Source organism: Nocardioides sp. JS614 (assembly GCF_000015265.1).
Lineage (GTDB): Bacteria > Actinomycetota > Actinomycetes > Propionibacteriales > Nocardioidaceae > Nocardioides.
Genome location: NC_008699.1, coordinates 84,688 through 111,517, shown reverse-complemented (window position 1 = coordinate 111,517; position 26,830 = coordinate 84,688). Strand labels below are relative to the sequence as shown.

Annotated in this window: 23 protein-coding genes and 2 pseudogenes; 4 read left to right on the top strand and 21 right to left on the bottom strand. The window is 72.1% G+C overall.

Features of this window, described 5'->3' with window-relative positions; genetic code table 11:
* Positions 1-21: 21 nt before the first annotated feature.
* Entirely contained in the window at positions 22-1,098 is a 1,077-nt protein-coding gene (locus NOCA_RS01885) for a DUF917 domain-containing protein (RefSeq protein ID WP_011753594.1), read from the top strand.
* Positions 1,095-2,669: a helix-turn-helix domain-containing protein gene (locus tag NOCA_RS01880; RefSeq protein ID WP_011753593.1), complete on the top strand. Its 1,575-nt coding sequence runs from the start codon at positions 1,095-1,097 to the stop codon at positions 2,667-2,669. The genes NOCA_RS01885 and NOCA_RS01880 overlap by 4 nt, the downstream gene beginning before the upstream one ends.
* Here NOCA_RS01880 and NOCA_RS01875 read toward each other — a convergent pair.
* The 7 genes from NOCA_RS01875 to NOCA_RS28110 form a co-directional block, all read right to left on the bottom strand.
* The gene (locus tag NOCA_RS01875) at positions 2,655-3,761 is read right to left on the bottom strand and encodes a DUF917 domain-containing protein (RefSeq protein WP_041546034.1); all 1,107 of its coding nucleotides are present in this window, start codon (positions 3,759-3,761) and stop codon (positions 2,655-2,657) included. The two genes, NOCA_RS01880 and NOCA_RS01875, sit on opposite strands and share 15 nt — an antisense overlap.
* A complete protein-coding gene (locus NOCA_RS01870) occupies positions 3,758-5,311 on the bottom strand; it encodes a hydantoinase/oxoprolinase N-terminal domain-containing protein (RefSeq protein WP_011753591.1) in 1,554 nt (517 codons plus the stop codon). The genes NOCA_RS01875 and NOCA_RS01870 overlap by 4 nt, the downstream gene beginning before the upstream one ends.
* A 63-nt stretch (positions 5,312-5,374) precedes the next feature.
* Entirely contained in the window at positions 5,375-6,094 is a 720-nt protein-coding gene (locus tag NOCA_RS01865; protein ID WP_011753590.1) for an aspartate/glutamate racemase family protein, read from the bottom strand.
* 169 nt (positions 6,095-6,263) lie between these two features.
* Positions 6,264-7,076 carry a putative hydro-lyase gene (locus tag NOCA_RS01860; RefSeq protein ID WP_011753589.1) on the bottom strand — a complete coding sequence of 271 codons (813 nt, stop codon included), beginning with the start codon at positions 7,074-7,076 and terminating at the stop codon, positions 6,264-6,266.
* A 35-nt stretch (positions 7,077-7,111) separates the two neighbouring features.
* A complete protein-coding gene (locus NOCA_RS01855; RefSeq protein ID WP_011753588.1) occupies positions 7,112-7,960 on the bottom strand; it encodes a biotin-dependent carboxyltransferase family protein in 849 nt (282 codons plus the stop codon).
* Positions 7,957-8,466 carry a 5-oxoprolinase subunit B family protein gene (locus NOCA_RS01850; RefSeq protein ID WP_238383402.1) on the bottom strand — a complete coding sequence of 170 codons (510 nt, stop codon included), beginning with the start codon at positions 8,464-8,466 and terminating at the stop codon, positions 7,957-7,959. Before NOCA_RS01850 ends, NOCA_RS01855 begins: the two co-directional genes overlap by 4 nt.
* A complete protein-coding gene (locus NOCA_RS28110) occupies positions 8,391-8,648 on the bottom strand; it encodes a hypothetical protein (RefSeq protein ID WP_238383401.1) in 258 nt (85 codons plus the stop codon). The genes NOCA_RS01850 and NOCA_RS28110 overlap by 76 nt, the downstream gene beginning before the upstream one ends.
* Before the next feature lie 65 nt (positions 8,649-8,713).
* Between NOCA_RS28110 and NOCA_RS01845 the strand changes: the two genes are divergently transcribed.
* The gene (locus NOCA_RS01845; protein ID WP_011753587.1) at positions 8,714-9,310 is read left to right on the top strand and encodes an N-acyl homoserine lactonase family protein; all 597 of its coding nucleotides are present in this window, start codon (positions 8,714-8,716) and stop codon (positions 9,308-9,310) included.
* Positions 9,311-9,317: 7 nt separating this feature from the next.
* Here the strand turns inward: NOCA_RS01845 and pruA are convergent, their stop codons facing one another.
* Entirely contained in the window at positions 9,318-10,946 is a 1,629-nt protein-coding gene (pruA, locus tag NOCA_RS01840; RefSeq protein ID WP_011753586.1) for an L-glutamate gamma-semialdehyde dehydrogenase, read from the bottom strand.
* Positions 10,947-10,974: 28 nt separating this feature from the next.
* Positions 10,975-11,901 carry a proline dehydrogenase family protein gene (locus NOCA_RS01835; RefSeq protein ID WP_011753585.1) on the bottom strand — a complete coding sequence of 309 codons (927 nt, stop codon included), beginning with the start codon at positions 11,899-11,901 and terminating at the stop codon, positions 10,975-10,977.
* 83 nt (positions 11,902-11,984) lie between these two features.
* Between NOCA_RS01835 and NOCA_RS01830 the strand changes: the two genes are divergently transcribed.
* Positions 11,985-13,136, top strand: coding sequence for a PucR family transcriptional regulator (locus NOCA_RS01830; RefSeq protein WP_011753584.1), 1,152 nt, complete (start codon positions 11,985-11,987; stop codon positions 13,134-13,136).
* Between the two features lie 40 nt (positions 13,137-13,176).
* Here the strand turns inward: NOCA_RS01830 and NOCA_RS01825 are convergent, their stop codons facing one another.
* The 12 genes and pseudogenes from NOCA_RS01825 to NOCA_RS28580 form a co-directional block, all read right to left on the bottom strand.
* Positions 13,177-14,706, bottom strand: a complete 1,530-nt coding sequence (locus NOCA_RS01825) for an aldehyde dehydrogenase (NADP(+)) (RefSeq protein ID WP_011753583.1) — start codon at positions 14,704-14,706, stop codon at positions 13,177-13,179.
* Positions 14,707-15,639, bottom strand: coding sequence for a dihydrodipicolinate synthase family protein (locus NOCA_RS01820; RefSeq protein WP_011753582.1), 933 nt, complete (start codon positions 15,637-15,639; stop codon positions 14,707-14,709).
* Positions 15,640-15,646: 7 nt separating this feature from the next.
* Positions 15,647-17,113 (bottom strand): FAD-dependent oxidoreductase, encoded by a 1,467-nt coding sequence (locus NOCA_RS01815; RefSeq protein ID WP_011753581.1) that lies wholly within the window; start codon positions 17,111-17,113, stop codon positions 15,647-15,649.
* Positions 17,106-17,444 carry a (2Fe-2S)-binding protein gene (locus NOCA_RS01810; RefSeq protein ID WP_011753580.1) on the bottom strand — a complete coding sequence of 113 codons (339 nt, stop codon included), beginning with the start codon at positions 17,442-17,444 and terminating at the stop codon, positions 17,106-17,108. Before NOCA_RS01810 ends, NOCA_RS01815 begins: the two co-directional genes overlap by 8 nt.
* The gene (locus NOCA_RS01805; RefSeq protein ID WP_011753579.1) at positions 17,441-18,622 is read right to left on the bottom strand and encodes an NAD(P)/FAD-dependent oxidoreductase; all 1,182 of its coding nucleotides are present in this window, start codon (positions 18,620-18,622) and stop codon (positions 17,441-17,443) included. The genes NOCA_RS01810 and NOCA_RS01805 overlap by 4 nt, the downstream gene beginning before the upstream one ends.
* Entirely contained in the window at positions 18,623-19,606 is a 984-nt protein-coding gene (locus NOCA_RS01800) for a dipeptidase (protein WP_011753578.1), read from the bottom strand. It abuts the gene before it with no gap.
* A complete protein-coding gene (locus tag NOCA_RS01795; protein WP_011753577.1) occupies positions 19,603-21,321 on the bottom strand; it encodes a hydantoinase B/oxoprolinase family protein in 1,719 nt (572 codons plus the stop codon). The genes NOCA_RS01800 and NOCA_RS01795 overlap by 4 nt, the downstream gene beginning before the upstream one ends.
* Positions 21,314-23,377 (bottom strand): hydantoinase/oxoprolinase family protein, encoded by a 2,064-nt coding sequence (locus NOCA_RS01790; protein WP_011753576.1) that lies wholly within the window; start codon positions 23,375-23,377, stop codon positions 21,314-21,316. Before NOCA_RS01790 ends, NOCA_RS01795 begins: the two co-directional genes overlap by 8 nt.
* Positions 23,378-23,489: 112 nt before the next feature.
* Positions 23,490-24,305, bottom strand: a complete 816-nt coding sequence (locus tag NOCA_RS01785) for an SDR family NAD(P)-dependent oxidoreductase (RefSeq protein ID WP_011753575.1) — start codon at positions 24,303-24,305, stop codon at positions 23,490-23,492.
* Positions 24,302-25,297: an ABC transporter permease gene (locus NOCA_RS01780; protein WP_011753574.1), complete on the bottom strand. Its 996-nt coding sequence runs from the start codon at positions 25,295-25,297 to the stop codon at positions 24,302-24,304. The genes NOCA_RS01785 and NOCA_RS01780 overlap by 4 nt, the downstream gene beginning before the upstream one ends.
* Positions 25,290-25,973, bottom strand: a pseudogene (locus NOCA_RS28585) (ATP-binding cassette domain-containing protein); the annotation flags it as partial. The pseudogene NOCA_RS28585 and the gene NOCA_RS01780, both read right to left, overlap by 8 nt.
* 321 nt (positions 25,974-26,294) lie before the next feature.
* Positions 26,295-26,810 (bottom strand): annotated as a pseudogene (locus NOCA_RS28580) (ATP-binding cassette domain-containing protein); the annotation flags it as partial.
* Positions 26,811-26,830: the final 20 nt, after the last annotated feature.

The window sequence follows — 26,830 nt, the reverse complement described above, 5'->3', positions numbered from 1 at the left end:
GCCGGATGCGAGAATGCGGGCATGAGCCCTCCGGCTTCCCGGACCCTGCGCGCGGCCGACCTCGAGGCGCTGGCGGTCGGCCTGTGCCTGCTGGGCTCGGGCGGCGCCGGCGACCCGCAGCCCTTCGCCTCCGTGCTGCGCTCGCAGCTCGGTAACGGCGAGCTGGTGCTGCACGCACCCGGCGGTCTCGGGGGCGCGAGCGTCGTGCCGGTGGGGATGGTGGGGGCCACCAGCGTGTTCACCGAGAAGCTGCCCCACGGCGGTGAGTTCGGCGCGGCCGTCGCCGCGACCGGACGGTGGACCGGCGCGGCCCCGGACGCGGTGATGGGGATCGAGACGGCCGGCCTGAACGGCGTCACCGCGCTGGTGGCCGCGCTGCGCATGGGGCTGCCGTACGTCGACGCGGACCTGGCCGGACGCGGGCTGCCCCGGCTCGACCAGCTGACCTGGGTGACCGCGCAGCTGCCCCTGACCCCGTGCGCCCTCGCGTTCCCGGGCGGCCACACCTTGCTCGTCGACAGCGCCTCCGCCACCGAGGTGGAGAGGACGATCCGGGCCGCGCTGGCGGGAACCGGCGGCTGGGCGGCCCTCGCGCTCCCGCCGAGCCCCGCCGCCCTGCTGGACGAGACGGCCTGCGTGGGGACCCTGGGCCGGGCGCTCGAGCTCGGGCGCGCGCACGACTCGCTGCGCGTGCTGGCGGACGCCGCGGAGGTCGCGGAGGTGCTGGGGGGCGAGGTCCTCGGCGAGGGCCGCGTGCACGACGTGCTGCGGCACAGCGCGGGCGGCGGGCTGCAGCCCGAGTCGTCGGTGACGGTCCTCGACCGGAACGGCCCCGTGCTGCGGATCGAGACGGAGAACGAGTTCTTGATGGTGCTCGTCGACGGCGAGCCCCGGGCCACGGTCCCCGACCTCATCTGCCTGCTGGACCGCCGGACGAACCGGCCGTTGGCGGTCGACGCCCTCCGGCGCGGCGACGAGGTGTTCGTGGTGGTCCTGCCGGCTCCCGCGTGGTGGCTCGCACCGGGCCGCCTCGACCGGGTGTCGCCGGCCGCGTTCGCCATCGACAGCCCGCCCCTGCTCCTGGGCGGGCGGCCGTGAGCGCCGCCTCGCCCGTCCCGCTCGTCGCCCTGCTGGCCCATGCCGACTGGCAGCAGGTGAGCGTGCTCGCGGCACCGCCGGCGCCGACGCTGACCGTCGGCGGGGTCGCGATGGTGGCCGACATCCGCGGCCGGGCGGCCGACCTCGAGGGGAACCTGCTGACCGTGCTGCAGCCGCCGCTGCGCGACGACTGGCAGATCGACGTCCTGATCCAGACGGCCGCCGCCGGCCGTGCCTCGGCGCTGCTGATCGGCGACTCGTCCCCGCTCTCGCAGCCGTCGTCGGCCCTGGCCGCGCGCGTCGGCCTGACCGTGCTCGGGGCGGACGACCCCCTGGCCGCCGCCCTGACCGCCCGGAGGCTGGTCGCCGAGGTGGAGCTGCACGTGTCCGACACCGTGCTGCGGGTGACGGCCGCGGCCGCCCGGTCCGGAGAGGGCGTCGAGGACGTGATGAAGGCCGTCGGCTCGGTCCTGCACCGGCCCCTGGCCCTGGTGGCCGCCGGCGGCGACACCCTCCTGGGCTCCGACGTGGTCGCGGGGGAGGACCGCGAGACCGTGGCCGGGACGCTCACCGCGGGCGCGGCCCGCTACCGCGCCACCCAGCGGGTCGAGCTCTCCGACTCGGCGCTGTTGATCGCCCACCCGGTGCCGCCGACGACGGCGCGGGACGCCACGGTGTGGCTGGTCACCCGGCTCCCCCACGACCTGCCCGCCGAGAGCGCCGCCGCGAGTGCGGCCCTCTCCGTGGCCGCGGCGGTGATCGGCCAGCGCGCCAGCCTGCGCCGGCTGGCCGTCGAGCGGGACGCCCGGGCCCGCGCCTCACTGCTGGGCGAGCTGCTCAACGCCCCCGACGACGTGGCACCCACCACCCGGCGTCGCGCGCTCGAGGCCGGGTGGCGCCTGGACGGCTGGCACCTCGGCATCCGGATCGACACCGGCCCCGAGGTCGACCCCGTGGCCCAGCGTCCCGAGGTGATCGGCGCGCTCCAGGCGGAGGGGATGGACGCCGTCGTCGTGGAGCAGGGCGACGGGTGGTCGGCCTGGATCACGTCCGAGGACGAGCCCCGCGGTGCCGACGTCGAGGCGCGAGCGGGCCAGATCCGCAGCGCGCAGCGCCGGCTCGCGGCGACCACCCCGACCGCCGTGGGCGTCGGTCGCTACCACGCGGGCCCGCGGGGCGTCGCGCGGACCCTGGGCGAGGCCGGGGAGGCGGCGCGGCTGGCGGCCGGCCGGGTCGCCAGCGGGCGGTTCCTGCACGTGGACCGCCTGGGCCTCGGCCAGACGCTCCTGGCCTGGACCCGGACCGACACCTTCCAGCCAGCGGCCCGGTCCCTCCTCGCGCCGCTGGAGGGACAGCCGGGCGACCTGCTGCACACGCTCACGACGTACCTCGACGAGGAGTCGTCGGTCTCGGAGACCGCCGCGATCCTGGGCATCCACCGCAACACGGTCGCGCAACGGCTGGCCCGCATCCGGTCCCTGCTCGCCGTCGACCTCGCCGACCCCTCCGAACGGCTGGCGCTGCACCTCGCCTGCCGGACGATCTGGATCCCGCCCTCAGACGTGGGCTAGGAGGGCGCCCTCCGAGGGGGTGCCGTCGAACCGGATCGGGTCGACGTCGTAGCCGAAGTAGCGGGGCCCGACCAGCTCGATGCCCGCCGGCGTGTGCCACCGCTCGTCCATCGGAGCGGCGACGACCGCGACCCGGTGGCCGAAGCGCAGGGTCTCGGTCGTGATCGGCTCACCGGTCTCGGCGTCGACGACGACGATGAGGTCCGGCGTCGTGACGAGCACCTCGCCGTCGAACTCGGCGATGAGGTGCTCGTTCTGAAACTTCAGGACCAGCTGGCTCCCGGCGGCGGCGTCCAGCCCGGTGACGACGGCCTCCCCGCGGGCGAACCCGGCGACGGTACGACGGGTGACGTCGACGACCTTCCCGGTGTGGATCAGCTTCCCGCGCAGGGCGCCGACCAGCGCCTCCACCGGGTCCTGGTTGACCGCCCGCGCGCTCTCGATGGCCGAACCGATCGAGAGGCAGAGGCTGAGGGTGCCGGGCACGAAGCAGTCGCGCACCTCGCTCCCGGACATCGCGTAGAGCGAGACGATCGGGGCGCAGCCCATGTCGATGGTCGCGGACCTGGCCAGCCGCTCGGCCCAGTTGTTGTCGATCGTGTCGAAGACGCCCTTGTTGTTCTTGTCGTCGACGATCGACATCGGGGTCGCCGAGACGCCGGACATGGTGGGCAGCACCATCTGGAGCTCCGGGAAGGCGCGGCCCATGGCGTCGCCGTCGATCAGCGGCAGCCCCAGGCGGGCGGCCGCGACGAACGGCACCATCGAGTTCACCCCGCCCGCCTCCATGCAGGCGACGTGGGTGGGCGTGCGGCCCAGGTAGCGGGCGAGCGTCTCCAGCGCCAGGGAGATCTGGCCGGCCGACGGGATCTTCTCGACCATCACCGTCGGCGCACCCATCATCGCGATGGGCAGCACGCAGGCGGTCGCGGGCACCTCCTCGGGGGAGACGATCTCGACGTCGCCGAGCTCGCGCATGGCGCTCGCGGCGAGCAGCCGCCCGATGTGGGGGTCACCGCCGCCGCCGCCGCCCAGCACGGCCGCGCCGCGGGCCATCGGGATCAGGTCGGTCGGGGTCACGCGCATGCTCATCGCTCCATCCAGAGGTCACCGACCGCCTTGCAGCGGATCCGGGTGGCGTTGCCGGGCAGGTAGGGGATCGGGACCTCGTCGAAGTCGGCGATCGAGACCGTCTCGGGGTCGGCGCCCGCCGCGACGGCGCGGTCCTTGGCCTCCTGCCGGGCCTCGTCACAGATCGCGTCGCGCTGCCCGGGCGCGATCGAGTAGATCCGGTCGACCATGCCGCCGACCTGGGCGATCGCGGCACCGATCGCGTTGGCGACGGAGAAGTGCTCGGGACGGTGGACGTCGCCGCAGCCCTCCAGCCGGTCGGGAAGCAGGATCGAGCCGCCTCCGACGGCGACCACGGGCAGGGCGTCCGCCGAGGTGCGCATCCGCTCGACCGCGTCGGCGACGTCGCTGCCGATCCGGGCGAGCGCCGCCTCGATCGTGGCGCGGTCGAGGTGCGCCACGAGTGAGCGGTCGCCGATGTCGGCGCGGCCGGACGCGACGGCGATGTCGGTGGCCGTGAGGGTGCTGCCCCCTAAGACCAGGGCCTCCTGGGTCAGGCGGTAGCCCACGGAGTCGGGCCCCACGGTCACGCCGGCCTCGTTGCCGCGCACCAGGCTGCCGCCGCCGATGCCGATGCTCAGCACGTCCGGCATCCGGAAGTTCGTGCGCACCCCCGCCACGGTGACCTCGGTGGTCGCCTCGCGCGGGAAGCCGTTGGTCAGGACCCCGACGTCGCTCGTCGTCCCACCGACGTCGACGACGGCGCAGTCCTTGAGCCCGGAGAGGATGGCGGCGCCGCGCATGGAGTTGGTGGGCCCGGACGCGAAGGTCGCCACCGGGTAGCGGCGCGCGAAGTCCATGTCCATCAGCGTGCCGTCGTTCTGGCTGAGGTAGAGCGGCGAGTCGATGCCGAGGCTCGCGAGCGTGCCGGCGAGCCCGTCCACGATGCCCAGCGCGAGCTCGCGCAGGGCCGCGTTGATGATCGTGGCGTTCTCGCGCTCGAGCAGCCCGACGCGGCCGATCTCGTGGGACATCGAGACGGCCATCTCCGGCCCCGCCTCCTCGGCGACGATCTCGGCGGCCCGCAGCTCGAACTCGGAGTTGATCGGGGAGAACACCGACGAGATCGCCAGCGAGCGGAGGCCGTGCGCGACCATGTCCTGGACGTGCCGGCGCAGCTCGTCCTCGTCGAGCTCCGCGATGTGCCGCCCGTCGAACTCGTGGCCGCCGTGCGCCAGGTACGCCCGCCCGCCGATGGCCTCCACCAGCCGCTCCGGCCAGTCGACCAGCGGCGGCAGCGAGCTGGTCGCGGGCAGCCCCAGCCGCAGCACCGCCGTGGGGGCCAGGTGCCGGGCCTCGACGAGGGCGTTGATGAAGTGCGTGGTGCCGATCATCACGGCCCGGATGTCCTCCGGCGCGAACGGACGCTGCTTCCGCAGGCTCTCGAGGGTCGCCTTGATACCCGAGGAGACGTCGGGCTGGGTCGCCGACTTCACCGCTCCCATCACCTGGTGACCGTCCATCAGGACGGCATCGGTGTTGGTGCCTCCCACATCGATCCCGATGCGCATGTGCTGCCTTTCCGAACTATGACGATCTCGAGCCGAACATCGGGAGTGCCGCCTGGGGCGGACTCACATGCGGCGGTCCTTGGGCGGCGGCGGCATGTAGGTCGCCCGGCTGGGGCGGACGCCGAGCCGGATCTGCGACTCCAGCCAGAGGATGGCGGCGCCGGTCGGGTCGACGACGGGCACGAACACCCCGTCGGCCTCCAGCCGGGCCTGCACCGCGGCCGCGACGCCGATCATCCCGGTGCAGCCCAGCACGATCACGTCGGCCTCGCCGCTGTCCACAACGGAGCGGGCCTCGGTGTACAGGCGCTCCAGCAGCTCCTCGTGGGCGTCGAGGGCCAGCACGGGGAGGTCGACGACGCGCACCGACCTGCAGCGGTCGGTGAGCCCGTAGCGGCGCACGAGGCCGCGGATCATCGGCACCACGTTGTCCAGGACCGTGATCACGCCGACGGACTCGCCGAGGGACAGGGCGTTCAGCATGGCCGGCTCGAAGCCGCCCACCACCGGGACGTCCACGATCTCGCGGGCCGCGTGGACCGCGGGGTCACCGAAGCACGTGACGAAGACGCCCTCCGCGCCCCGCTCGACCGCAAGCGCCACCTGCTCGAGGATGCCTGGCCCGGCCAGGGCCTCGTCGTACTCGGACTCGATGGAGGCGACGCCTCGCTCGACCTTGACGACGTCGATCACGGTGTCCGGGCCGGCCCACTGGGCGACCTCCTTGCGAACGCCGTCGGCGAACTCCTCGCCGAGCAACGGGCTGACGACAGTGAGCTTCATGGACGCACCTCTCAGGAGTGGGTGCGTCCATCGTGCGCGCCGGCGATCCGGACGGCCATGTGCAATGTGCCAACTGACGGGCCGGTCGGACGGCCTGTTGCACATGACGGTGCTCGGGACCGGGGACCGTCAGCGGTGACCGGCCCCGTGCACGGGGCTCACCCGCGGGTCAGGCCAGCGCCCAGGTCGCCTCGGGCACGTCGGAGATGAACATCTGTCCGGGCGCGTGGGACACGGCGTAGGGGATGCCGACGGCCGCGATGACGGCCTGCGGGGTCACCCCGCAGGCCCAGAACACCGGCACGTCGCCGTCGGCCAGCACCGGCGCGTCGCCGTAGTCGGGCCAGGCCAGGTCCTCGATGCCGAGGGCGGCGGGGTCGCCGACGTGCACGGGGGCACCGTGCATGCTCGGGAACCGGCTGGTCACCTGGACCGCGGCGGCGACCTGGTCGGCCGGCACCGCCCGCATGGAGACCACCATCGGCCCGTGCAGGCGCCCGGCGGGCCGGCACGCCCGGTTGGTCCGGTACATCGGCACGTTGGTGCCGGCCGTCAGGTGGCGCACCGGGACGCCGGACTCGAGCAGGGCCCGCTCGAACGTGAAGCTGCAGCCGATGAGGAAGGCGACCATGTCCTCGCGCCAGTGCTCGCGCGCGTCGCCGGTCTCGGCGACCAGGCGGCCCTCCTCGTACACCCGGTAGCCGGGCAGGTCGGTGCGGAGATCGGCCCCCGGGGCGATGCCGGGCTCCACGCTGCCGGCATCGGTGACGTCGATGACGGGGCACGCCTTGGGGTTGCGCTGCGTGAAGAGCAGGACGTCGTAGGCGTACTGCTGCGGCACGGCGATCAGGTTGGCCTGGGTGAAGCCCGGGCACCAGCCGCTCGTCGCGACCCGCTCCCCCGCTCGGAACCGCTCGCGCGCCCGGGCGGGCGTCAGGGCTGCGATGTCGTCGTGGGTCGTGCCGGGGACGGCGCTGTTCATCAGGTACCTCGCGGGGGGTTGGGGACGATCGTGACCTACAGGTCCTGACCGGGTCGGACCTGGGCTGCGCGGTCGACGTCGACGTCGACGACGACCGCGATCACCGGGTATCCCCCGGTGAGAGGATGATCGGACATGAACAGGGTGGGCTGCCCCGCGGGGGTGACCTGCAGCGCGCCGCGGACGACGCCCGCACTCGGCAGCTCGGTGCTCCGGGCCCGGGCGAGCTCGGCACCGGCCAGCCGCATGCCGATCCTGTCGCTCGCGGTCGTGACCGTCCACGCGGTCCGCTCGAGCAGCCCGAGGGCGTCGCCCGTGAACCAGTCGTCGTGCGGGCCGGACATCACCCGGAGGCGGACCGGGCCGGCAGGGGGGTCGGGCACCGGCGCCATGTCCACGCACGGGAAGCGGGCCGGGGGCGCGCCGACGGCGAGCACCGTCCCGGCCGCCAGGACCGGCGGGCCGAGGCCGGAGAGCACGTCGTACGAGCGCGACCCGAGGACGGGAGGGACGTCGATGCCGCCCCGCACGGCGACGTAGGTACGCAGTCCTGCGGACGCGGTGCCGAGCCGCAGGACCGACCCGGCCGGCACCCGCAGCACGGTGTTGTGGTCGGCGGCCCGGCCGCCGATGGTGGCCGCGCAGCGGGCGCCGGTCAGGGCGATCACGACGTCTCGGTCCGGCCGCAGCTCGAGACCGCCGAGCAGCACCTCGAGTCCAGCCGCCTCCACCGCGTTGCCGACCAGCCGGTTGGCCAGCCGGAGGGACCGGCGATCCGCGGCCCCGCTCCGCCCGACGCCCCACGGGGCGTGGCCGGGACGCCCGAGGTCCTGCACGGTGGTGAGCGGCCCGGCGGAGAGGACCTCCAGCCCGGCGCCGCTCACGCGTCCACCTCGACGAACCGGACCCGGGTCCCCGGGGACAGCAGCGCGGGTGGGTCCCGGTGCAGGTCCCACATCTCCAGGGAGGTGCGGCCGAGGAGCTGCCACCCGCCCGGCGAGGCCTTCGGGTACACGCCGCTGAACTCGCAGGCCAGGGCGACGGCACCGGCCGGGACGCTGACCCGCGGGGTCGCCCGCCGAGGCACATGCAGCCGGTCGTCCTCACCGAAGAGGTAGCCGAACCCGGCCGTGAACCCGGTGAACGCCACCGTCCACAGCTGGCCCGTGTGCGCCGCCACGACTCCACGGGCCCCGAGCCCGGTGAGATCGCCGACGACGTCGAGGTCGGGGCCGTCGTACACGACGGGGATCTCCACGCTCCGCGCCGCCGATCGGGCGCGGCGCGTCGGCCGCAGCTCGGAGACGGCGCGGATCACCTCCGGCACGCTGGTGCGGCCGGGGTCGAGGTGCAGCAGCAGCGTGCGGGCGGCCGGGACCAGGTCGACCACGCCGTCGGGAGGTCGCCGGCCAGCGCCTCGTGGAGTGCCAGCACGTAGGCGAGGCTCTCGAGCTCGACCAGGACGCCCACGTCCGCACAGGGCAGGAAGCGCATCGTCGGGACGGGCGCCTCCGGGGGAGCCGCCACGTCGACCGGGACGGGCGCCGCGGTCGAGGTCGGGGCAGCGGTCATGACGCGAAGGCCTCCAGGCCCACCCCGCCTGGGGCACGGAGCTGGCCGAGAGCACGCGACCCCGCATGGAGCCGCGGCACCACCCGGCCGAGCAGCTCGAGCTCGTGGGCCTGTCCCCGGCCGACATCAGGTTCGTCGTCTACACCCACCTGCACCACGACCACGCGGGCGGCGGCCGGCTGTTCCCCGACGCCGAGCACATCGCCCAACGCACCGAGCACCGGTGGGCACACTGCCCGGATCCGCCCGCCGCCGGCGGGTACGTCGCGACCGACATCGCCGGACCGAGGGCCTGGCGCCTGGCCGAGGGCGACTGGCACGTCTTCCGGGGCTTCTCGCTGATCTTCACCCCCGGCCACACCCCCGGCCACCAGTCGATCATGCTGTGGGACGTCCCCGACCTCGGCAACGTGATCCTGGCCGGGGATGCGATCAACACCCACGAGAACATCGACGGCGACCTCCCGCCCGGCATCGCCACCGACGCGCTGGCGGCGTCGTTCTCGATGCGCCGCCTCACCGCCCTCGCCGACGCCACCGACGCCGTCATCGTCGCGGGCCACGACCTGGAGCAGTTCCAGGCGATGGCCAAGGCACCCGAGCGGCTCCGGAGGACAGACCGGTGGCCGGGCCCGGACCGCCGGGGCGTCGCCCGCAGCTAGGCCCGCGTCAGCCGAGGTGCGGGTAGCGGTAGTCGGTCGGCGGGTCGAACGTCTCCTTGATGCTCCGCGGGGACGTCCAACGCAGCAGGTTCGCGGCCGACCCCGCCTTGTCGTTGGTGCCCGACGCCCGGCCGCCGCCGAACGGCTGCTGACCGACGACGGCGCCGGTCGGCTTGTCGTTGACGTAGAAGTTGCCGGCAGCGAACCGCAGCGTCTCCTGGGCCCACGCGATCGTGCGGCGGTCGCGGGCGATGATCGAGCCGGTCAGCGCGTAGGGCGTGCTCGACTCCATCGCGTGCACGACCTTCTCGAAGTCGCCGTCGTCGAAGACGTGAACGGCGAGAATCGGGCCGAAGTACTCGGTCGTGAAGATCTCGTCGGTCGGGTCGCCGCTCTCGATGGCGGTCGGTCTGACGAACCAGCCGACCGTGTCGTCGAGCGTGCCGCCGGCCAGGATGTCGAGCTTGCCTGAGCGCTTCGCTCGGTCGATCGCGGCCCGGTGCCTGGCGAAGGCGCGGTCGTCGATCACGGCGCCCATGAAGTGGGAGAAGTCGGTCGGGTCACCCACGGTGAGCGACTCGATCTCGGACAGGAACGAGTCCTTCATCTTGTTCCAGACCGACCGGGCGACGTACGCCCGGGACGCCGCCGAGCACTTCTGGCCCTGGAACTCGAACGCGCCGCGGATCATCGCCGTGCGGAGCACGTCCGGGTCGGCCGAAGCATGGGCGACGATAAAGTCCTTGCCGCCGGTCTCGCCCACGAGACGGGGGTAGGAGCGGTATCGGGCGATGTTCTCGCCGACGGTCTTCCAGAGACGCTGGAACAGCGGCGTCGAGCCGGTGAAGTGGATGCCGGCCAGGTCGGGATGCGCGAGCGCGACCTCGGAGACCGCGAGCCCGTCACCGGGGAGCATGTTGATGACGCCGGGTGGCATCCCGGCCTCCTCCAGCAGCTCCATCGTCAGTGACGCGGCGAGCTGCTGGGTCGAGGAGGGTTTCCAGAGCACCGTGTTGCCCATGAGCACCGGCGCCGTCGGCAGGTTGCCGGCGATGGCGGTGAAGTTGAACGGGGTGATCGCGTAGACGAACCCCTCGAGCGGGCGGTGGTCGGTGCGGTTCCACACGCCCGGGCTGTTGGCGATCGGCTGGTCGGTGAGGATCTGCTTGGCGTAGTGGACGTTGAAGCGCCAGAAGTCGACCAGCTCGCAGGCGCTGTCGATCTCCGCCTGGAAGGCCGTCTTCGACTGCCCGAGCATGGTCGCGGCGTTGAGCCGCTGACGCCACGGCCCGGCCAGGAGGTCGGCCGCCTTGAGCAGGACGGCCGCCCGGTCGTCGAACGTCATGTCACGCCACTGGGGCGCCGCGTCGGACGCGGCCGTGATCGCGGCGCGGGCGTCGGCCTGCGTGGAGTTCTTCATCGTGCCCAGCACGTGCTGGTGATCGTGCGGCTGGACCACCGGGATCTCCGCACCACCCCCGGCCCGCCACCGGCCACCGATGTAGGCGTGCAGGGTCTTCTGCGTCTTCTGCAGCTTCTCGATCTCAGCGACCAGCGTGGCCCGTTCGGGGGCGCCGGGCGCGTAGGTCAGGTTCGGCTCGTTGGTCGGAGCGGGAGGGGTCGTGACAGCGTCCACGATCGCCTTTCGAGGTTGTGGGGGTCGGTCACCGGCCGGCGACCGCACGGAGGAAGAACGCGACGTTCGCCGGCCGTTCGGCGAGCCGGCGCATGAAGTAGCCGTACCAGTCGGTGCCGACGGGGACGTACACCCGCATCCGGCGCCCAGAGCTCGCGATCTCGGCCTGCAGATCGGCGCGGATGCCGTAGAGCATCTGCGTCTCCCAGCCGTCGTCGTCCCGCCCCGAACGGCGGGCCTCGAAGACGGCGTGCGCCAGCATCACCGGGTCATGGGTGGCCACCATCGGGTAGCAAGCGGAGCCGAAGAGGGCGGAGATGTCCCGCGCGTATGCGACGTCGACCTCGGCCTTGCGCTGGAAGGCCACCGACGCGGGCTCCCGGTAGGCCCCCTTGACGATGCGCACCCGCGCCGGCGACGCGCGCAGCTGCTCGATGTCGCCGGCGGTTCTCCGCAGGTTCGACTGGAGCACGTTGCCCACGAGCTCGAAGTCGGAGCGCAGCTCGGCACCCACCGCCAGCGTGGCATCGACCGTGGTGTGGTCCTCCATGTCGAGGGTGACCGTGAATCCGCGCTGGTCCGCGGCGGCGCAGATCCGGTGGGCGTTCGCAAGGGCGATCGCGTCGCCGTCGCGCGGCAGCGCCCGCCCCAGGGCCGACAGCTTGAGGGACAGGTCGGCGCCGGGCGCGACCCCGGCGTCGGCCATGGCGCCGACCAGGGCCAGGTAGGCGTCCCGGGTGCGCCGGGCGCCCCCCTCGTCGTGCACGTCCTCGCCCAGCACGTCGATGGACACGTCGCGGTTCGCACGGGCGAGCTCCAGCGTGGCCCGTACGGCGTCGGCGTTCTCCTCCCCGGCGACGAACCGGTCGACCACCCGACGGGTCGCGGGGAGTCCCTCGACGAGCCGGCGAGCACGGGGGCTGCGGGAGGCACGGAGCAGGGCGGGGCTGAGCACGACAGGAAACCTACGAGCGCCGACGAGGCGACCGCGATGGACAGATTCCCAGGCAGTGCGCGAATCTCTGTGACAATTGTCTGATGGACGCGCTCGACGACCTGGTCAACGACCTCGCTGCCGCCATGGGCGCGCCCTGCATCCTCGAGGACCCGGGCTTCCGGCTGCTCGCCTTCTCCGACCACCGCGACGTCGACCCGGTCCGACAGCGCTCGATCCTCGAGCGACGCTCGACCGAGGAGGTGAGGGACTGGTTCTACGCGCACGGCATAGCGGAGTCCGACCAGCCCCTGCGGACGCCGGCGGAGCCCGGCCTCGGCATCATGTCCCGGCTGTGCGTGCCGGTGCGCCACCTGGGCCGGCTGCAGGGGTTCTTCTGGCTTCTGGACCCCAGCGGCGACATCGACGCGACACGGTGGGCCGAGACACAGCCGTTCGCCGACGCGGCCGGGGCCCTGTTGAGCCTCGCCGAACGGCGCCAGGCCCACCGTGACGCTCTCTATCGCGAGGTCGTCGAGGGCGGCCACCGCGCCTCGCGACCGGCCGCCGTCGAGCTCGCCGCGGCCGCGGGCCTGCGCATGGATCAGCCCGTGCGGCTCGCCGTCGTGGAACGTCCCGACCTCGCCACTCAGCTGCCGAGCCGGCCGAGCCGCAGCGGCCTGCTGTGGGTTCGCGAGGCCGCGGGCTCCTGCGCGGCGATCCTCCGTGCGGACCAGGCCCGGAGCCTGCCCACCGATCTCGCGGCCGTGCTCGGGGCACTGGGACTCGCCCGGCGGGTGCCCGAGCTGGACGACCGGACACTGGTCGGCATCGGGCCCGCCGTCGCCAGCCTGGACCACCTCGCGGAGGCCCGCTCGGGCGCACTGGTGGCGCTGCGGGTGGGACGGCATCGCAGCGACCCGGTCACGTGCTGGGACGGGCTCGGCCCCCTCGCGCTCCTCGGCATCGCACGCGACGCCGACCTGGCCCGCTCGCTCGTCGCGCCCGGCCTGCGCGCCTTCCTCGAGGAGGGTTCCCCCACGCTCGTGGAGACGGCGCGCGTCCACCTGCAGGAGGCGGCCAACGTCGCGCGCACGGCATCACGTCTGGGCGTCCACCGCCAGACCGTCTACCACCGGCTCGAGCAGATCGAGGGCGCGGCCGGCATCGACCTGGCGGACGGTGACGCGCGTCTCCGCCTGCACCTGGCCCTCGAGATCGCCCCCTTCGTGCTCCCGTCCCGCCCGGGGCACTGAGCGGCATCGCCTCCTCGACCGTGCGAGTCGACGCGATCCGTCACCCGTCGACGCGGAACGCCTCGCCCCAGCTCCGCGACCGACCGGCGGGCGAGCGCAGCTGCGGCACACCCCACGGGTTGTCGTCGCGCAACGGCGCCGGAAGCAGTGCTTGCGGCGTGTCCTGGTAGGCGACGGCGCGCAGAAACCTCCCGATGGCCGCGCTCCCAACCGACGTCCCGGCGTCGTTCGTCGTCGCCGGCCAGGGCCCCCCGTGCTGGGTCGCATGAGTCACGGACACGCCGGTCGGCCAACCCCCGAAGACGATGCGGCCGGTGGTCCGCGCGGCCCAGTCGACGAGAGCGCGCAACGTGGGCGTGTCCTCACCGTCACCCGCATGGATGGTGCTGGTGAGGTTGCCCTCGAACAGCTCGTCGGCGACTCCGGGCAGCCCTGCCTCGTCGTCGTACTCCACGACGACCGACAGTGGGCCGAACGCCTCGTCGAGCAGCGACTCACGGTGGTGGTGGAGCGTCGCGACATCGGTCGCCACCAACGTCGGTGTCGCCCAGCCCTGTCCGTCGCCGTCGACACGTACGTCCCCCACGGCGAGAGCGCGAACCCCGGGCGTCCCGAGGATGGCGTCCCGCCGCGCGGTGTAGCCAGCGGTGATGGACGGGTTGAGAAGACGCTGTTCGACCACCGCACCAGCCGCTTGCGCGACATCGGCCGTGACGCCGCTCCCGCGGGGCACGAAGAGGAAGCCCGGCTTGGTGCACAGCTGGCCGGCGGACCCGCACACGCTCGTGAGGAATCCCTGCGCGATCGCCGCACCGTGCTGGGCCGCTGCCTCGGACGTGACGAACGCCGGGTTCACGCTCCCGAGCTCGCCGTAGAAGGGGATCGGTGCCGGCCGGCCCAGGGCGAGATCGGCCAGCATGCGGCCGGCCCGGGTCGAGCCCGTGAAGCTGGCGGCACGGATGCGCGGGTCGAGCAGCATCGCCACGCCCTGCTCCTGCCCGACCAGCAGCTGGAGTGTCGCGTCGGGCGCACCGCTTCCGGTGAGGGCAGCGCGGACGACGGCGGCGGTCTGCCTCGACAGCTCCAGGTGTCCCGGGTGCGCCTTGACGACGACCGGGCACCCGGCAGCCAGCGCCGAGACGGTGTCGCCTCCGATGACCGAGAACGCGAAGGGGAAGTTGCTCGCGGCGAAGTTCAGCACGGGTCCGACCGGCACGTGGTAGCGGCGCAGGTCCGGTCGGCTGTCCAGGACGAAGTCGTCGTCCGCCTCGTCGATGCGCACGTCGAGGTAGGCGCCGTCGACGACGATGTCGGCGAACAGGCGGATCTGGACGACCGTGCGGTTCAGCTCACCGGTGAGCCGCGCCTCCGGCAGACCGGTCTCGGACATGGCGGTGGCGATCAGCTCCGGGCCTGCGGTCGCGACGGCGTCCGCCACCGCCGACAGCGCGGAGGCACGCTGCCGGGGAGGCGTCGCCGACCAGGCGGGGAATGCGTCGGCCGCGGCTCGTGCCATCAGCTCCACCGTCGCGGGCGGCTGGCGGTCGTCCGGGGTCTCGGATCCGTCCATTCAGGCCACCGACGCCGAACGGCGGGCAGCGATCGCGGCGAGCGCCCGCTCGGTCTCGCTGCGGACCGCGGACTCCTGGGCAGGGCTGAGCGGGCCGCGCGGGGGTCGGCTGGCACCGCCGTAGCTCTCTCCCGCCACGTCGATGCTGAGCTTGATCGCTTGCACGAACTCGGTGCGAGAGTCCCAGCGGAACACCGCGACGACCGCCTGGTAGAGCTCCCGGGCCTCCGCGATCTTCCCCTCCTGCACCAGGTCGTAGAGCTCGACCGCCTCGCGTGGGAAGGCGTTCGGGTAGCCCGCGAACCAGCCCTTCGCCCCCACCACGAGCGACTCGAAGAGCAGGTCGTCGGCACCGGCGATCACGTCGATGTCGCACAGCTCCTGGATCTCGAGGACCCGACGGACGTCGCCGGAGAACTCCTTGATCGCGACGACCTCGGGGATCTCGGCGAGTCGGGCCACCAGCGACGGGACGAGGTCGACCTTGGTGTCGATCGGGTTGTTGTACGCCATGATCGGCAGCCCGACCTCGGCGACCTTGCTGAAGTGCTCGACGATTTCCTCGTCGTTGGCCCGGTAGACGATGGGAGGAAGCAGCAGCACGCCGTCCGCCCCGTCCTCCTGGGCGAGCTCGGCCCACTTCTGCGCCTGGTGCCAACCGACGCCGTGGGCGCCGGCGATCACGAGGCCACGCCCCGCGACCGCTTCCACGGCGACCTGGATGACGCGGCGGCGCTCCTCGGGCGTGAGGGAGGAGTACTCGCCCAGGGAGCCGTTGGGCCCGACGCCGCGCACGCCGTTGCGGATCAGCCAGTCACAGTGCTCGGCGAACCGGTCGTAGTCGACCGCGAGGCCGCCTGGAGCCGACGAGTCCTCCTTGAACGCCAGGGTGGTCGCAACGACAACGCCGCCGAGGTCGAAATTGCTGGTCATCGGTATCTCATTCCGTTTCGTTCGGTGTCTGGGACGGGCTGGTGGGTGGGGCGTGTGGTGGCGGGGAGCCCTGGCGTGCGGCCAGGTCCCCGATCCGGATCGGGGCGGCGATGGGTCGCTGGTCGGCGACGACCCCGTCGCGAGCCGGCGCGCCCGTCGCGCGAGAGCCGAGGATCTCCTCGACCGAGCGCCCGCACACCCGGCCCTGGCAGATGCCGAGCGCGGCCCGGCTGGAGAGCTTCAACGACCGCAGGGACGTCGTCATGGTGGCGTCGGCGGCGCCGCACAGCCGACCGAACGACACCTCCTCGCATCGGCACACGACGGTGTCGTGCTCCAGCCAACGGGTCCAGCCGGAGCCGATCCCGTGTGCCTGCGCCAGACGTGCCGCGAACGCCCGGTAGACGTCCCGCTGGCGGAGGTCGTGGTCGATCGCCCGGTCGTCGATCCGCCCGCCCGCGGCGAACCAACCGGCGATCCTGCCCTCGGCAAGGGCGAGGTCCACCCCACCGATTCCGGTGATCTCCCCTGCGGCGTACAGCCCGGGGACGCTCGTCTGCTGGTCGCGGTCCGTCGTGACGAACCGGTCCGGACTCAGCGAGCAGCCGGCGGCGACCGCGAGCTCCAGCCGTGGCGTGAAGCCGTGGCTCACGCAGAGGGCGTCCACGTCGATCACTCGCTCGGTGCCGGCGACGGGTGCCCAGGCGCGGTCCACCGCCATCGTGGTCACCGAGGTGACCCGATCGGTGCCGTGGGCAGCCACGACGGCCCGGCCGGTCCGGTAGGGGATGCCGTGCCGCAGGTGACGGGCGGCGTACCCGGCGAGCTCCCGTGCCTTCGCGTGCGTCGACCACAGGTGCCAGGGCCGCCGCGACCACCCCTTCGCGAGCGTCGACAGGCGGTTCGCCTCGAGCACGCCCACCACCGCCGCGCCGGCCTGGGTGAGCGACGCGGCGACGGGAAGGAGGAACGGGCCGGCCCCGGCGACCAGCACCCGCCGGCCGACCGCGATCCGTTCGCCCTTCGCGAGGGCCTGCGCGGCACCTCCGGTGAAGACTCCGGGGAGATCCCAGCCGGGGAACGGCAGCGTCCGATCGTGCGCGCCGGTCGCGAACACCACCGCATCCGGGCGCAGCGCGACGCGCTCCCGCCCGTGCGCGTCCGGAGGACCGACCAGCGCGTGCACGACGACGGGGACACCCGTACCGCGCTCGACCGCCCACACCTGGGCCGACGTCTCGATCCGCACGTGCGGGTCCGAGGCGAGTCGCTCGCGCAGACCGGCGAACGTGTCCCAGCCGTGGTGCAGGAGCCGCTCGCGCTCGGCCGGACGTGAGCTGGGCAGGTGGCGCCAGTACTGGCCACCGAGCAGGTCCGAGGAGTCGAGGAGGGTGACGGTGCCGCCGGCCTCGCGCGCGGCCGCCGCCGCCGCGAGACCCGCCGGTCCGGCTCCGATGACGAGGACGTCAGTCATCGCTGCCCCTCTCGACCGGGGTCGGAAGAGGATCGTGTTGCCGCGCGACGACGTCGCCGTGCACCGCACGTCGCAGGCACGCGCGGACGTCCGGCTCGTCGTTCACCGTCACCAGGCAGTCGAAGCAGACGCCGATGCCGCAGAAGACGCCGCGCGGCCGGCCGTCGATCGAGGTGACCCGCCAGTCGAGCCGACCGCTTGCCAGGAGGACGCCGGCGATGCTCTGCCCCTCGACGCCGGTGAGCTGCTCACCGTCGACGCGGATGGAGATGGCCTTGCCGTCACGGCGGCGGATCGGGTCGTCGGCCGCCCGGCGGAGGAACGCGCTCATCGCACGCCCCTGGCAGGCACGAGAGCAGCCCGGTCCGGCAGATACGGTGACGCGTCGACCGCCGGCCGCTCACCTGCGACCAGGGCGCCGAGGATCTCGCCCGTGGCCGGCGCGAGTCCGATGCCGGCTCCTTCGTGCCCGTTCGCGTGCCAGAGCCCGGGGACGGTGACGTCGGGCCCGATGAGCGGCAGGTGGTCCGGCGTGAACGGGCGGAACCCCCCGTAGACCCGCATGACCGAGGCGGTGCGGAGGAACGGGAAGAGATCGATGGCCTTGCGCGCCAGCTCCTCGAGGACCGGCACGCGCAGGCAGTCGTCGAACCCGATCATCTGCCGTGAGGAGCCGATCAGGACCGTGCCGGACGCCGTGCTCTCGATGACGCTGGACGTCTGGAGGTCAGAGTCGTTCGAGCCGACGGCGCCGACGTAGTCGGCGTCGTAGACCTTCCGGAAGATCCGGTGCCGCATCCTCGTCGTCACCAGCACCATGCCGCGCCGCGGGACGACCGGGATCGTGGCGCCGAGGGACGAGGCGACTCCGGCCGACCAGGGCCCCGCCGCGAGGACCACGTGCGTCGCCCGGATCGGGCCCGCCGTCGTGGTGACACCACCCAACCGGCCGCCCTCGGAGAGCACCGGGCCGGTGACCTCCGTGTGCGGGAGGATCCGGGCGCCCGCACGGCGGGCCGACGCCAGCAGCGCTTCGGCCGCGACGACCGGCTGCACCTGCGCGTCCTCCGGATAGTGCACGGCCGCCACGGTCGACGGGGTCAGCTCGGGTTCGAGGCGTCGGGCCTCGGAGCTCGAGAGCACCTCGGCCCGAACCCCCGCCTGACACTGACTCGCCGCCAGCTCGACGAGGGGGCCCGCGCCCCGCTCGTCGGTGGCGACCACCAGGCCGCCCTTCTCCTCGAACTCCAGCGGCGGGAACTCCGGCCCGAGCTCGTCGGCCAGCTCCACGCTGAGCTGGCGCCACAGCTCCGCCGAGTACTGGGCGATGTCGAGCTCGGCGCCGGCCCGCTTGTCGGAGACGAGCAGGTTGCCCTCGCCGTGTGCTGTCGTGCCCCCTGCGGCCGCGCTACGGTCCACGACGGTGACGGCCAAGCCCGCTCGGGCCAGTCGGCGAGCACAGGCAGCCCCGACGATGCCCGCGCCGATCACGACGACGTCGCAGTCCACTCAGGCTCCCCAGACCTCGGCGAAGACGCGCAGGAAGTTCTCGCCGAGGATTCCGGCCGTCTCCTCCTCGGAGAAGCCGACCTGCTCCAGCGCGGCCCTCAGCCCCGGGACGTCCGCGTGGCTCTCCAGCCCGGCCGGCCAGGTCCACGGCGGGCGTGGGTAGTACCGCTCGTCGTAGCCGTAGAACTCGTAGTCGGAGGCGTCCTCGTCGGAGAAGTCCAGCCCCATCCCGACGTGCTCGGCACCGATGCGCTCGGCGAAGTACGCGGCGTGCTCGGCCAGCCGGCGCACGGTCGGGGCAGTGTCGTCCACGAACGCCGGGAACGCGCAGAGCCCGACGACTCCCCCGGACGCGGCGACAGCCCGTGCGAGGCCGTCACCGAGGTTCCGGGGGTGGTCGCACAGCGCCTTGGCGTTGCTGTGGCTGGCGATCACCGGAGACGTGGAGATCTCGACGATCTCGAGACTGGACCGCTCTCCCGTGTGCGAGACGTCCGGGACGATCCGGAGCAGGTTGAGTCGCTCCACGACCGCACGCCCGGACTCGCTGAGCCCGGCGTCGGCCGGCTCCAGGCATCCGTCGGCCAGGTAGTTGCGGTAGTTGTAGGTCAGCTGCGCGACCTTCACCCCCGCGGCGGCGTAGAGCTCGAGCCGGTCGAGCTCCGCGCCGACCGCGTGCAGCCCCTGCACGTGGAGCACGACCGCCAGGTCACCGGCGGCCTGCGCGGCACGGATGTCGGAGACCGATCGCGCCAACCGCGCCCCGGGCGGCGGTCCGTCCTCGAAGGCTCGCCACGCGCCCAGCGTCGAGCTGACGGTGGCCAGGTCCTCGATGGACGCGACGGTCGGCAGGAGGACGCCGACGCCGCCCGCGGTCAGCGCAGGGAGCAGAGCCGACAGGTGCCGGGGATGCGAGACGAGGGGCACGGCCGCGTCGAGCACGAGCGGCTCGCGCGCGGCCGGGCGCGGCCTCGGCTCGCTCACGACGCACCGACCGAGCGCAACCGACGGGTGGCCTCCTCGTCGACGTCGTACGTCGCCGGGTCGACCACGACGCCGTAGTCGCTCGCGGCACGCTCGACGCTGACGAACCCGAGCCGCACGTCGGTGGCGACGGCGGCCGGGTCACGCGTGAACGGGTCGCCCCATCCCCCTCCGCCGCCGGTGACGTTGGCCATGCACTCGTTGGTCGCGAAGTGCGTGTAGCTCTGGCCGACCTCGACGGAGCGGTCGGTCCCCGGGTAGAGCACGACCGTGTTGTTCAGGCCGTCACGACCCTCGCCGATGCCCCACGGCTTCGTCTTGGTCTTGTAGTTGATGACGATCGCCGAGGACGGGGCCAGGAAGCGGTAGGTGCGTTCCACGCCGACGCCACCGCGGTACTTCCCGGGACCTCCGGAGTCGGTGCGGTACCGGTAGTTCTCGATGATCATGGGCGCCTTGGTCTCCAGGATCTCGATCGGGTTGTTCCGACACCCCGGCTCCGAGAGGTGCATGATGCCGTCCGACCCGTCGCCGCCCGAGTGCGCGCCGAAACCGACCCCGTCGTTCGTGGCCTCCAGCCACGAGACCCCCGTCTCGGGGTCGACCCCGAGCGCCATGATCGAGCAGACGTCCCCACCCGAGCACGCCGGGACCAGGTCCGGCATCCCCTGGGCGAGCGCCTTGTTGATGACCTCCGGAGCGAGGATCGCCGGCCAGATCGTGAACGTCGGCATCGGCTCAACCGCATGCATCAGCGAACCGGGCGTCGTGAGCACCTCGACCGGACGGAAGTTGCCGGAGTTCACCGGAGTGTCCGGCGTGGTGAGCGCCTTGAAGGCCATCATCGTCGTGGCCACCGTGAGACCACGCGGCAGGTTGATGGGGCCCTTGGCCGGCCTGGAGGTCTCCCGCCAGTCGACGATCATCTTCTCGTCGGTGACGGTGACCGTGACGTCCATCCGGACCATCTCGTCCTTGACGACGCCGTCGGTGTCGACGAAGTCGTACGCCGACCAGGTGCCCTTCGGCAGCTTCGCCAACGCGGCCTTCGCCAGGCGCTCGCCATGGTCGTTGATCTCGCGCATCGCCTCCCGCAGGACGTCCACGCCGTGCTTGGCCGCGATCTCCTGGACCCGGCGTTCCCCGGTCTGACAGGCCGAGACCTGTGCCTGGATGTCGCCGATGGTCCGCTCGGGCATCCGGCTGTTGAACCGGATCACGTTGAAGATGTCGTCGTTGATCACGCCGCGGTCGTAGAGCTTCACCGACGGGAAGAAGATGCCTTCCTGCGACATGTCGGTGGAGTCGAGCACGTAGCCCGCGTCCTTCTGCTTCAGGTCGAGCAGGTGGACCCGGCAGGTCGACCACGCGACGAGCTCCTCCCCCACGAAGATCGGGGCGAGCACGAGCGCGTCCAGGGTGTGCGCCGACGACCAGTACGGGTAGTTCAGGAAGTACACGTCGCCCGGGTGGAGGTTGTCCTCGCCGAGGAACTTGATCGTGTTGCGGATGCCCACGTCGTTGGCCCCCGTGAACATCGCGATGCCCGGCGTGTCGGCGACGACGTCGCCGGCCGCGTCGTGCAGCCCGATCCCGTAGTCGTGGATCTCGTAGACCACGGTGTTGTACGCCGTCCGGCACAGGTTGCGCGCCATCTCATCGGCCGACGCCAGGAGGCTGTGGCGGATGACCTCGACAGTGATGGAATCAACCACGGTTCGTCTCCTCTGCAAGCGTGATGACGATCTCTCCGACACGGCCGACCTCGGCCGTGTCGCCGGTGTGCATGACCGTCGTCGAGGTGTGCTCGACGATGATCGCCGGACCTTCGATGCGGTCACCGAACCGGAAGTGGCTCCGGTCGTAGACCTGGTACGGGGTACGGGAGCCGTCCGGCTGCACGACCCCCCTGCTGGCGATCGGCGTCAGGACGTCGCCCTCCCGCTCGGGCACCTCCGGCAGGCGGGGCCTCTCCACGACCCCGACGGCACGGGAGCGCAGCGTGACGATCTCGATCGGATCCGACATCGCGTGGCCGTAGTGCCGCTCGTGAATCTCGCTGAACTCGTGACGCAGACGCTCGATGTCCTCGTCCGCCGACAGCCGCTCGACCGGCACCGAGACGGCGTGCTCCTGGCCGAGGTAGCGGACGTCGATGAACCGCTGGAACCTGCGATCCTCGGGCGCGAAGCCCTCGTCCTGCAGCGCGGCACCGCCTTCGCCCTCCATCTCGCCGAACGTCGACTCCAAGTGCTGGAGATCGATGCCGTCCAACGGAGCCACCTGGGTCCTGGAGTAGTCGTGCTGGACGTCGGCCATCAGCATGCCGAGCGCCGAGAACGCTCCCGGGCCCGGCGGGACGATGACGCGCGGGATGGAGAGCTCGTGCGCGACATCGACCGCGACCAGACCTCCGCCACCGCCGTAGGTCAGCAGGGCGAAGTCGTTGGGCTTGTACCCGATGTCAACGGTGATCGAGCGAACCGCTCCGACGATCTTGGTGGTCGCGATGCGCAGCACGCCGCGGGCGACGGTCTCGACGGACATGCCCAACGCCTCAGCGTTCGGCACGAGTGCATCCTCGGCGAGGTCCCGCCTCAACTCGAGACTGCCGGCGAGCGCGGTCTCGGTCCCGAGATAGCCCACCACCAGCGCCGCGTCGGTGAACGTGGCCTGCGTGCCACCCCAGTTGTACGCCGCGGGACCCGGCGACGACCCGGCGCTCTGCGGACCGACCTGGAGGTGGCCGCCCTCGTCGATCCAGACCAACGAGCCACCGCCGGCGCCGATCGTGTGGATGTACAGCGACGGGATGGCCAGCGGAAGGCCCTCGAACATGGCCTCGTGCCGCAGGACGGACTCGCCGTCGACGATGAGCGAGGCGTCCAGGCTCGTACCGCCCATGTCGATGGTGATGAGGTTGCCCTCACCGGTCGTCCGCGCGAACGACGTCGCCCCGATCACCCCACCGGCCGGGCCGGAGAGGATCAGGTTCACCGGCGCCTCGCGGGCGCTCTCGACCGTCATCGCGCCGCCCCCCGAGCGGATCATGAAGAAGTGGCCCCCGAAGCCGTTCTCGGCCAGCGCGTTCTTGAGCCGGCCGAGGTAGCGCCGCACCACCGGCTTGATGTAGCCGTCGAAGACCGCCGTGCTGGTCCGCTCGTACTCCCGGTACTCGCGCGACAGCTCGTGGGACAGCGTGACGTCCATCTCCGGCGCTACGTCGGCGAGGATCTCGCGCATCCGCAGCTCGTGGTCGGGGTTGGTGTACGCGTGCAGGAAGCACACGGCCACCGACTCGTACCCGGCGTCCTTGAGCCGTTCGGCGACGGCTCGCGCGGCGACGTCGTCGAACGGGCGGAGGACCCGGCCCTGGTAGTTCATCCGCTCCGGGACCTCGAAGATCGCGTCCCGACGGACGAGGCTCTCGGGCTTCTTGTACCGGAAGTCGTAGGAGACGGGCCGATCGGTGCGACCCAGGAGATACACGTCACGGAAGCCGTCGGTCGTGACGATCGCCGTCCGCGCGCCGTTCCGCGTCAAGAGGGCGTTCAGACCGAGGGTCGTACCGTGAGTGAAGTAGCCAGCGCGCTGCATGTCCACGCCCGACCGGACGAACGCGTTGATCACGCCCTGGCTGGCGTCGGCAGGCGTCGTCGGCACCTTGTCGAACCGGAGCGCCCCGTCGGCCGAGTCGAGCGTCACAACATCGGTGAACGTGCCCCCGACATCGACGGCGACTCGGACCGATGAAGACGACGATCCAGGCATGAGGCTTGTTCTCCTTCGCGATTGGTCGGCGCCCACATCCTGACCCTTCGGTCATTATGTTGCGCCAATATATTCATCTTAATGAACGGGTGGCTCGGCGTCACCGGCTTGGTCACCAGCGGTACCGCTCCGTCGGCATCAGGCCCGCCGTCTTGCCGCCGTCGATCGGTATCGCCGCCCCCGTGATGGACGCCGCGTCGTCGGACGCCAGGAAGCAGATGAGCTCGGCGACCTCCTCCGGCGCCGTGATGCGCCGCGCCGGGCTCAGCGCGAGTGCACGGCGCAGTCCCTCCTCGGGACCGCCGACCAGCTCCCACTCGTCGTAGGTCATCTGGGTGTCGACCGGGCCGGCGCACACCGCGTTGACCCGGACCCCTCGCTCGGCGTAGGCGAGCGCCAGGGACTTGGTGAGGCTCACCACCGCGGCCTTCGACGCCGCGTAGCCCGCTCCGCCGGCAACACCGATGAGGCCGGCCATGGAGGCATTGTTGACGATCACCCCGTGCGTACGCTCCAGGTGTGGAAGCGCGGCGCGGCAGCACAGCCACGTGCCCTTAGCATTGGTCGCGAACATCCGGTCCCAATCAGGTTCGGACGGCCCGTCGGGCCCCTCCTCCGCCTCGACTCCGCTGTTGTTGACCAGGATGTCCAGCGAGCCGAACGTCTCGACGGTGGTCGCGACCAGCCCGGCGACCGACTCGGCCTCCCGCACGTCCAGCTCGACGTACGTGACCGTCCCGGGCGTCCCGGCGGCGAGATTCGCCGCAGCCCTGGTGCCGCGGTCGCGATCTCGGCCGGCGATGACCACGTGGGCACCCCGGCCGGCGAGCGAACGCGCGGTCGCCATCCCGATTCCGGTCGAGCCACCGGTGACAATCGCCGTGCGGGCCTCGAGCGTCCCGCCGCGCGCCTCATGCGGGGGCGTCACGTGCTTCTCACCCGGCGGATGTAGCGGTCGGTGATGATCGCGACGAGGATGAGGCAGCCCTGGACGACCTGCTGGAAGGTCGTGTCCCATCCGAGCAGGTTGAACCCGTTGCTGATCAGCGTGAGCAGGAGGACACCGACCATTCCGCGCCAGATCGCGCCCTCGCCGCCCAGGATCGACGTACCGCCGATCACCGCCGCGGCGATCGCGCTGAGCTCTAGGCCGAGCGCCATGTTGGCCTGCGCACCGCCGCCGCTGCGCGCGACCAGCACGAGACCCGCCAGCGCAGAGCAGACCCCGCTTGCCATGTAGACCCCGATGTGGACCGAGCCCACCCGAATGCCGCTCAACCGGGCCGCCTCGGCATTGCCTCCGACCGCGTAGACCCGCCGACCGAAGTTGGTGGCCCACAGCATGACGCCCATGACGACCGCGACGACGAGCAGCGTCCCCGTCGCGACGGTGATCCCGAGCCCGGGAACGTCGTCGGTGAAGACCTGCACGCCGTCGAGCTGGTCGGTCAACGGGTAGGTGATGGCGCCGCCGGTGATCACGAGGGCGACCCCCCGGTAGACGATGCTCGTGGCAAGCGTGGCGATGAAGGCGTTCACGGCCGTACTCACGTTGACGATGAAGCCCGTCAACGCACCAAGGCCCGCCCCGGCCAGAACTGCGGCAACGAAGCCGGCTTCGACGCCGGCCGCCTGCGTCACCTCGACGCCGATGATCGCGGACAGCGCGAGCGACGCCGTGGCCGTGAGGTCGAAGACGCCGCTGATGATGCACATCGTCGCCCCGCACGCCAGCAGGCCCACGACGACCGCCTGGTCGAGCACGTTCGTGAGGTTGCCGGTGGTGAGGAAGGTGGTCGTCGACAGGGACAGGTAGATCACAAGCGCGACGGCACCGAGCACGACGCCGTAGTCGCGCAGGTTGAAGGACCGGGAGAGCGCCGACGGCTGCGCTGCCACGGGTGTACTGGTCTCAGTCATGGTTCCTTGTCTCATCTCCGAAGGCGGCCGCCACCACGTCGCCGGCTGCCGCATTCTGCGCGAACTCCGCCACGGCTCGTCCGTGTCGCATCACCACGACGCGATGCGACAGCCCGAGCACCTCCTCGACCTCGGACGAGACCACGACCACGGCCACTCCCGAGGCGGCCAGCTTCACGATCAGCCCGTGGATCTGTTGCTTCGCGACCACGTCCACACCGCGCGTCGGCTCGTCGACGAGCAACACTGACGGCCGCGTGAGCAGCCACTTGGCGAACAACGCCTTCTGCTGGTTGCCGCCCGAGAGTGTCCAGATCGGCACGCCCAGGCCCTTGGCTCGGAGGTCGACCTGGCGCGCGACATCCGCGACCGCGCGCCCTTCGGCCTTGCGCTTGGCGAACGGCCCGACCCGCCGCTTGGACAGGGTGGTGACGGCGACGTTGTCACGCACAGACCGCGCGAGAGCCAGGCCCTGTTCCTTGCGCGACTCCGGGACGAGGGCCAGACCAGCCGCCATCGCACGCGTCGGCGACGCCGCCTTGAGCGGTACGCCGTTCACCACGACCCGTCCGGCGGCAGGAGGGTCGGCGCCGAAGATCATGCGCAGGAGCTCGCTGCGGCCCGAGCCCACGAGCCCCGCAACCCCGAGGATCTCTCCTGCCCGCACCTGCAGACTGACGTCCTTCACCAATCCCCGGCTAAGGCATTCCACCGACAGAGCGACCGGGGCGTCCTCGGGAACCGGGGCCAGCGTCGGGTACATCACGTCAACCTCGCGGCCGACCATCATCGCGACCAGCGACCCCGGATCGTGCAGGTTCGCATCGTCGGTCGCCACCAGGTCCCCGTCTCGCAATACCGTCACGCGGTCGGCGATGCTGAGCACCTCGTCGAGGAAGTGCGAAACGAACACGACCGTGGTGCCACCCTCCGCGAGCCTGCGGACGAGGTCGAGGAGACCCTCCTTCTCGTGTCCGGCCAGCACCGCGGTCGGCTCGTCCAACGCGAGAACCTGTGCGCCGCGGGCCAGCGCCTTGAGGATCTCCACCTGCTGCTGCCTCCCGATCGGGAGCGAGGCGACGATCGCGTCGGGGTCCAGCCGGAAGCCGGTCTCCTCTTGTAGTCGCTGGAAGGTCTGCAAGTCGCGTGCGCGGCCGCGACCACCGGACCAACGGTCCCAGCTCCCGAGGAAGACGTTCTCCAGGACAGTGCGCGCCGGCACCAGGGCGAGCTCTTGGCTGATGAGGCTTACCCCCCGGTTGATCGCGTCCTTCGGGGTGCGGATCCCTGCCGGCTCGCCATCCAGGAGCACCTCACCGGCGTCCGGCCGGATCGAGCCGGCGAGGATCCGGAGCAGGGTGCTCTTCCCGGCGCCGTTCTCCCCGACGAGTCCGAGGATCTCGCCGGGTCGTACGTCGAGGTCCACATCACGCAGGACGGAGACGCCCCCATAGCTCTTGCCGACGCCGCGGGCCGAGATGCTCAGCCCGTTACGCTGCGCTACCGACGTCATCATCGGTGCCCCTCCGCTGC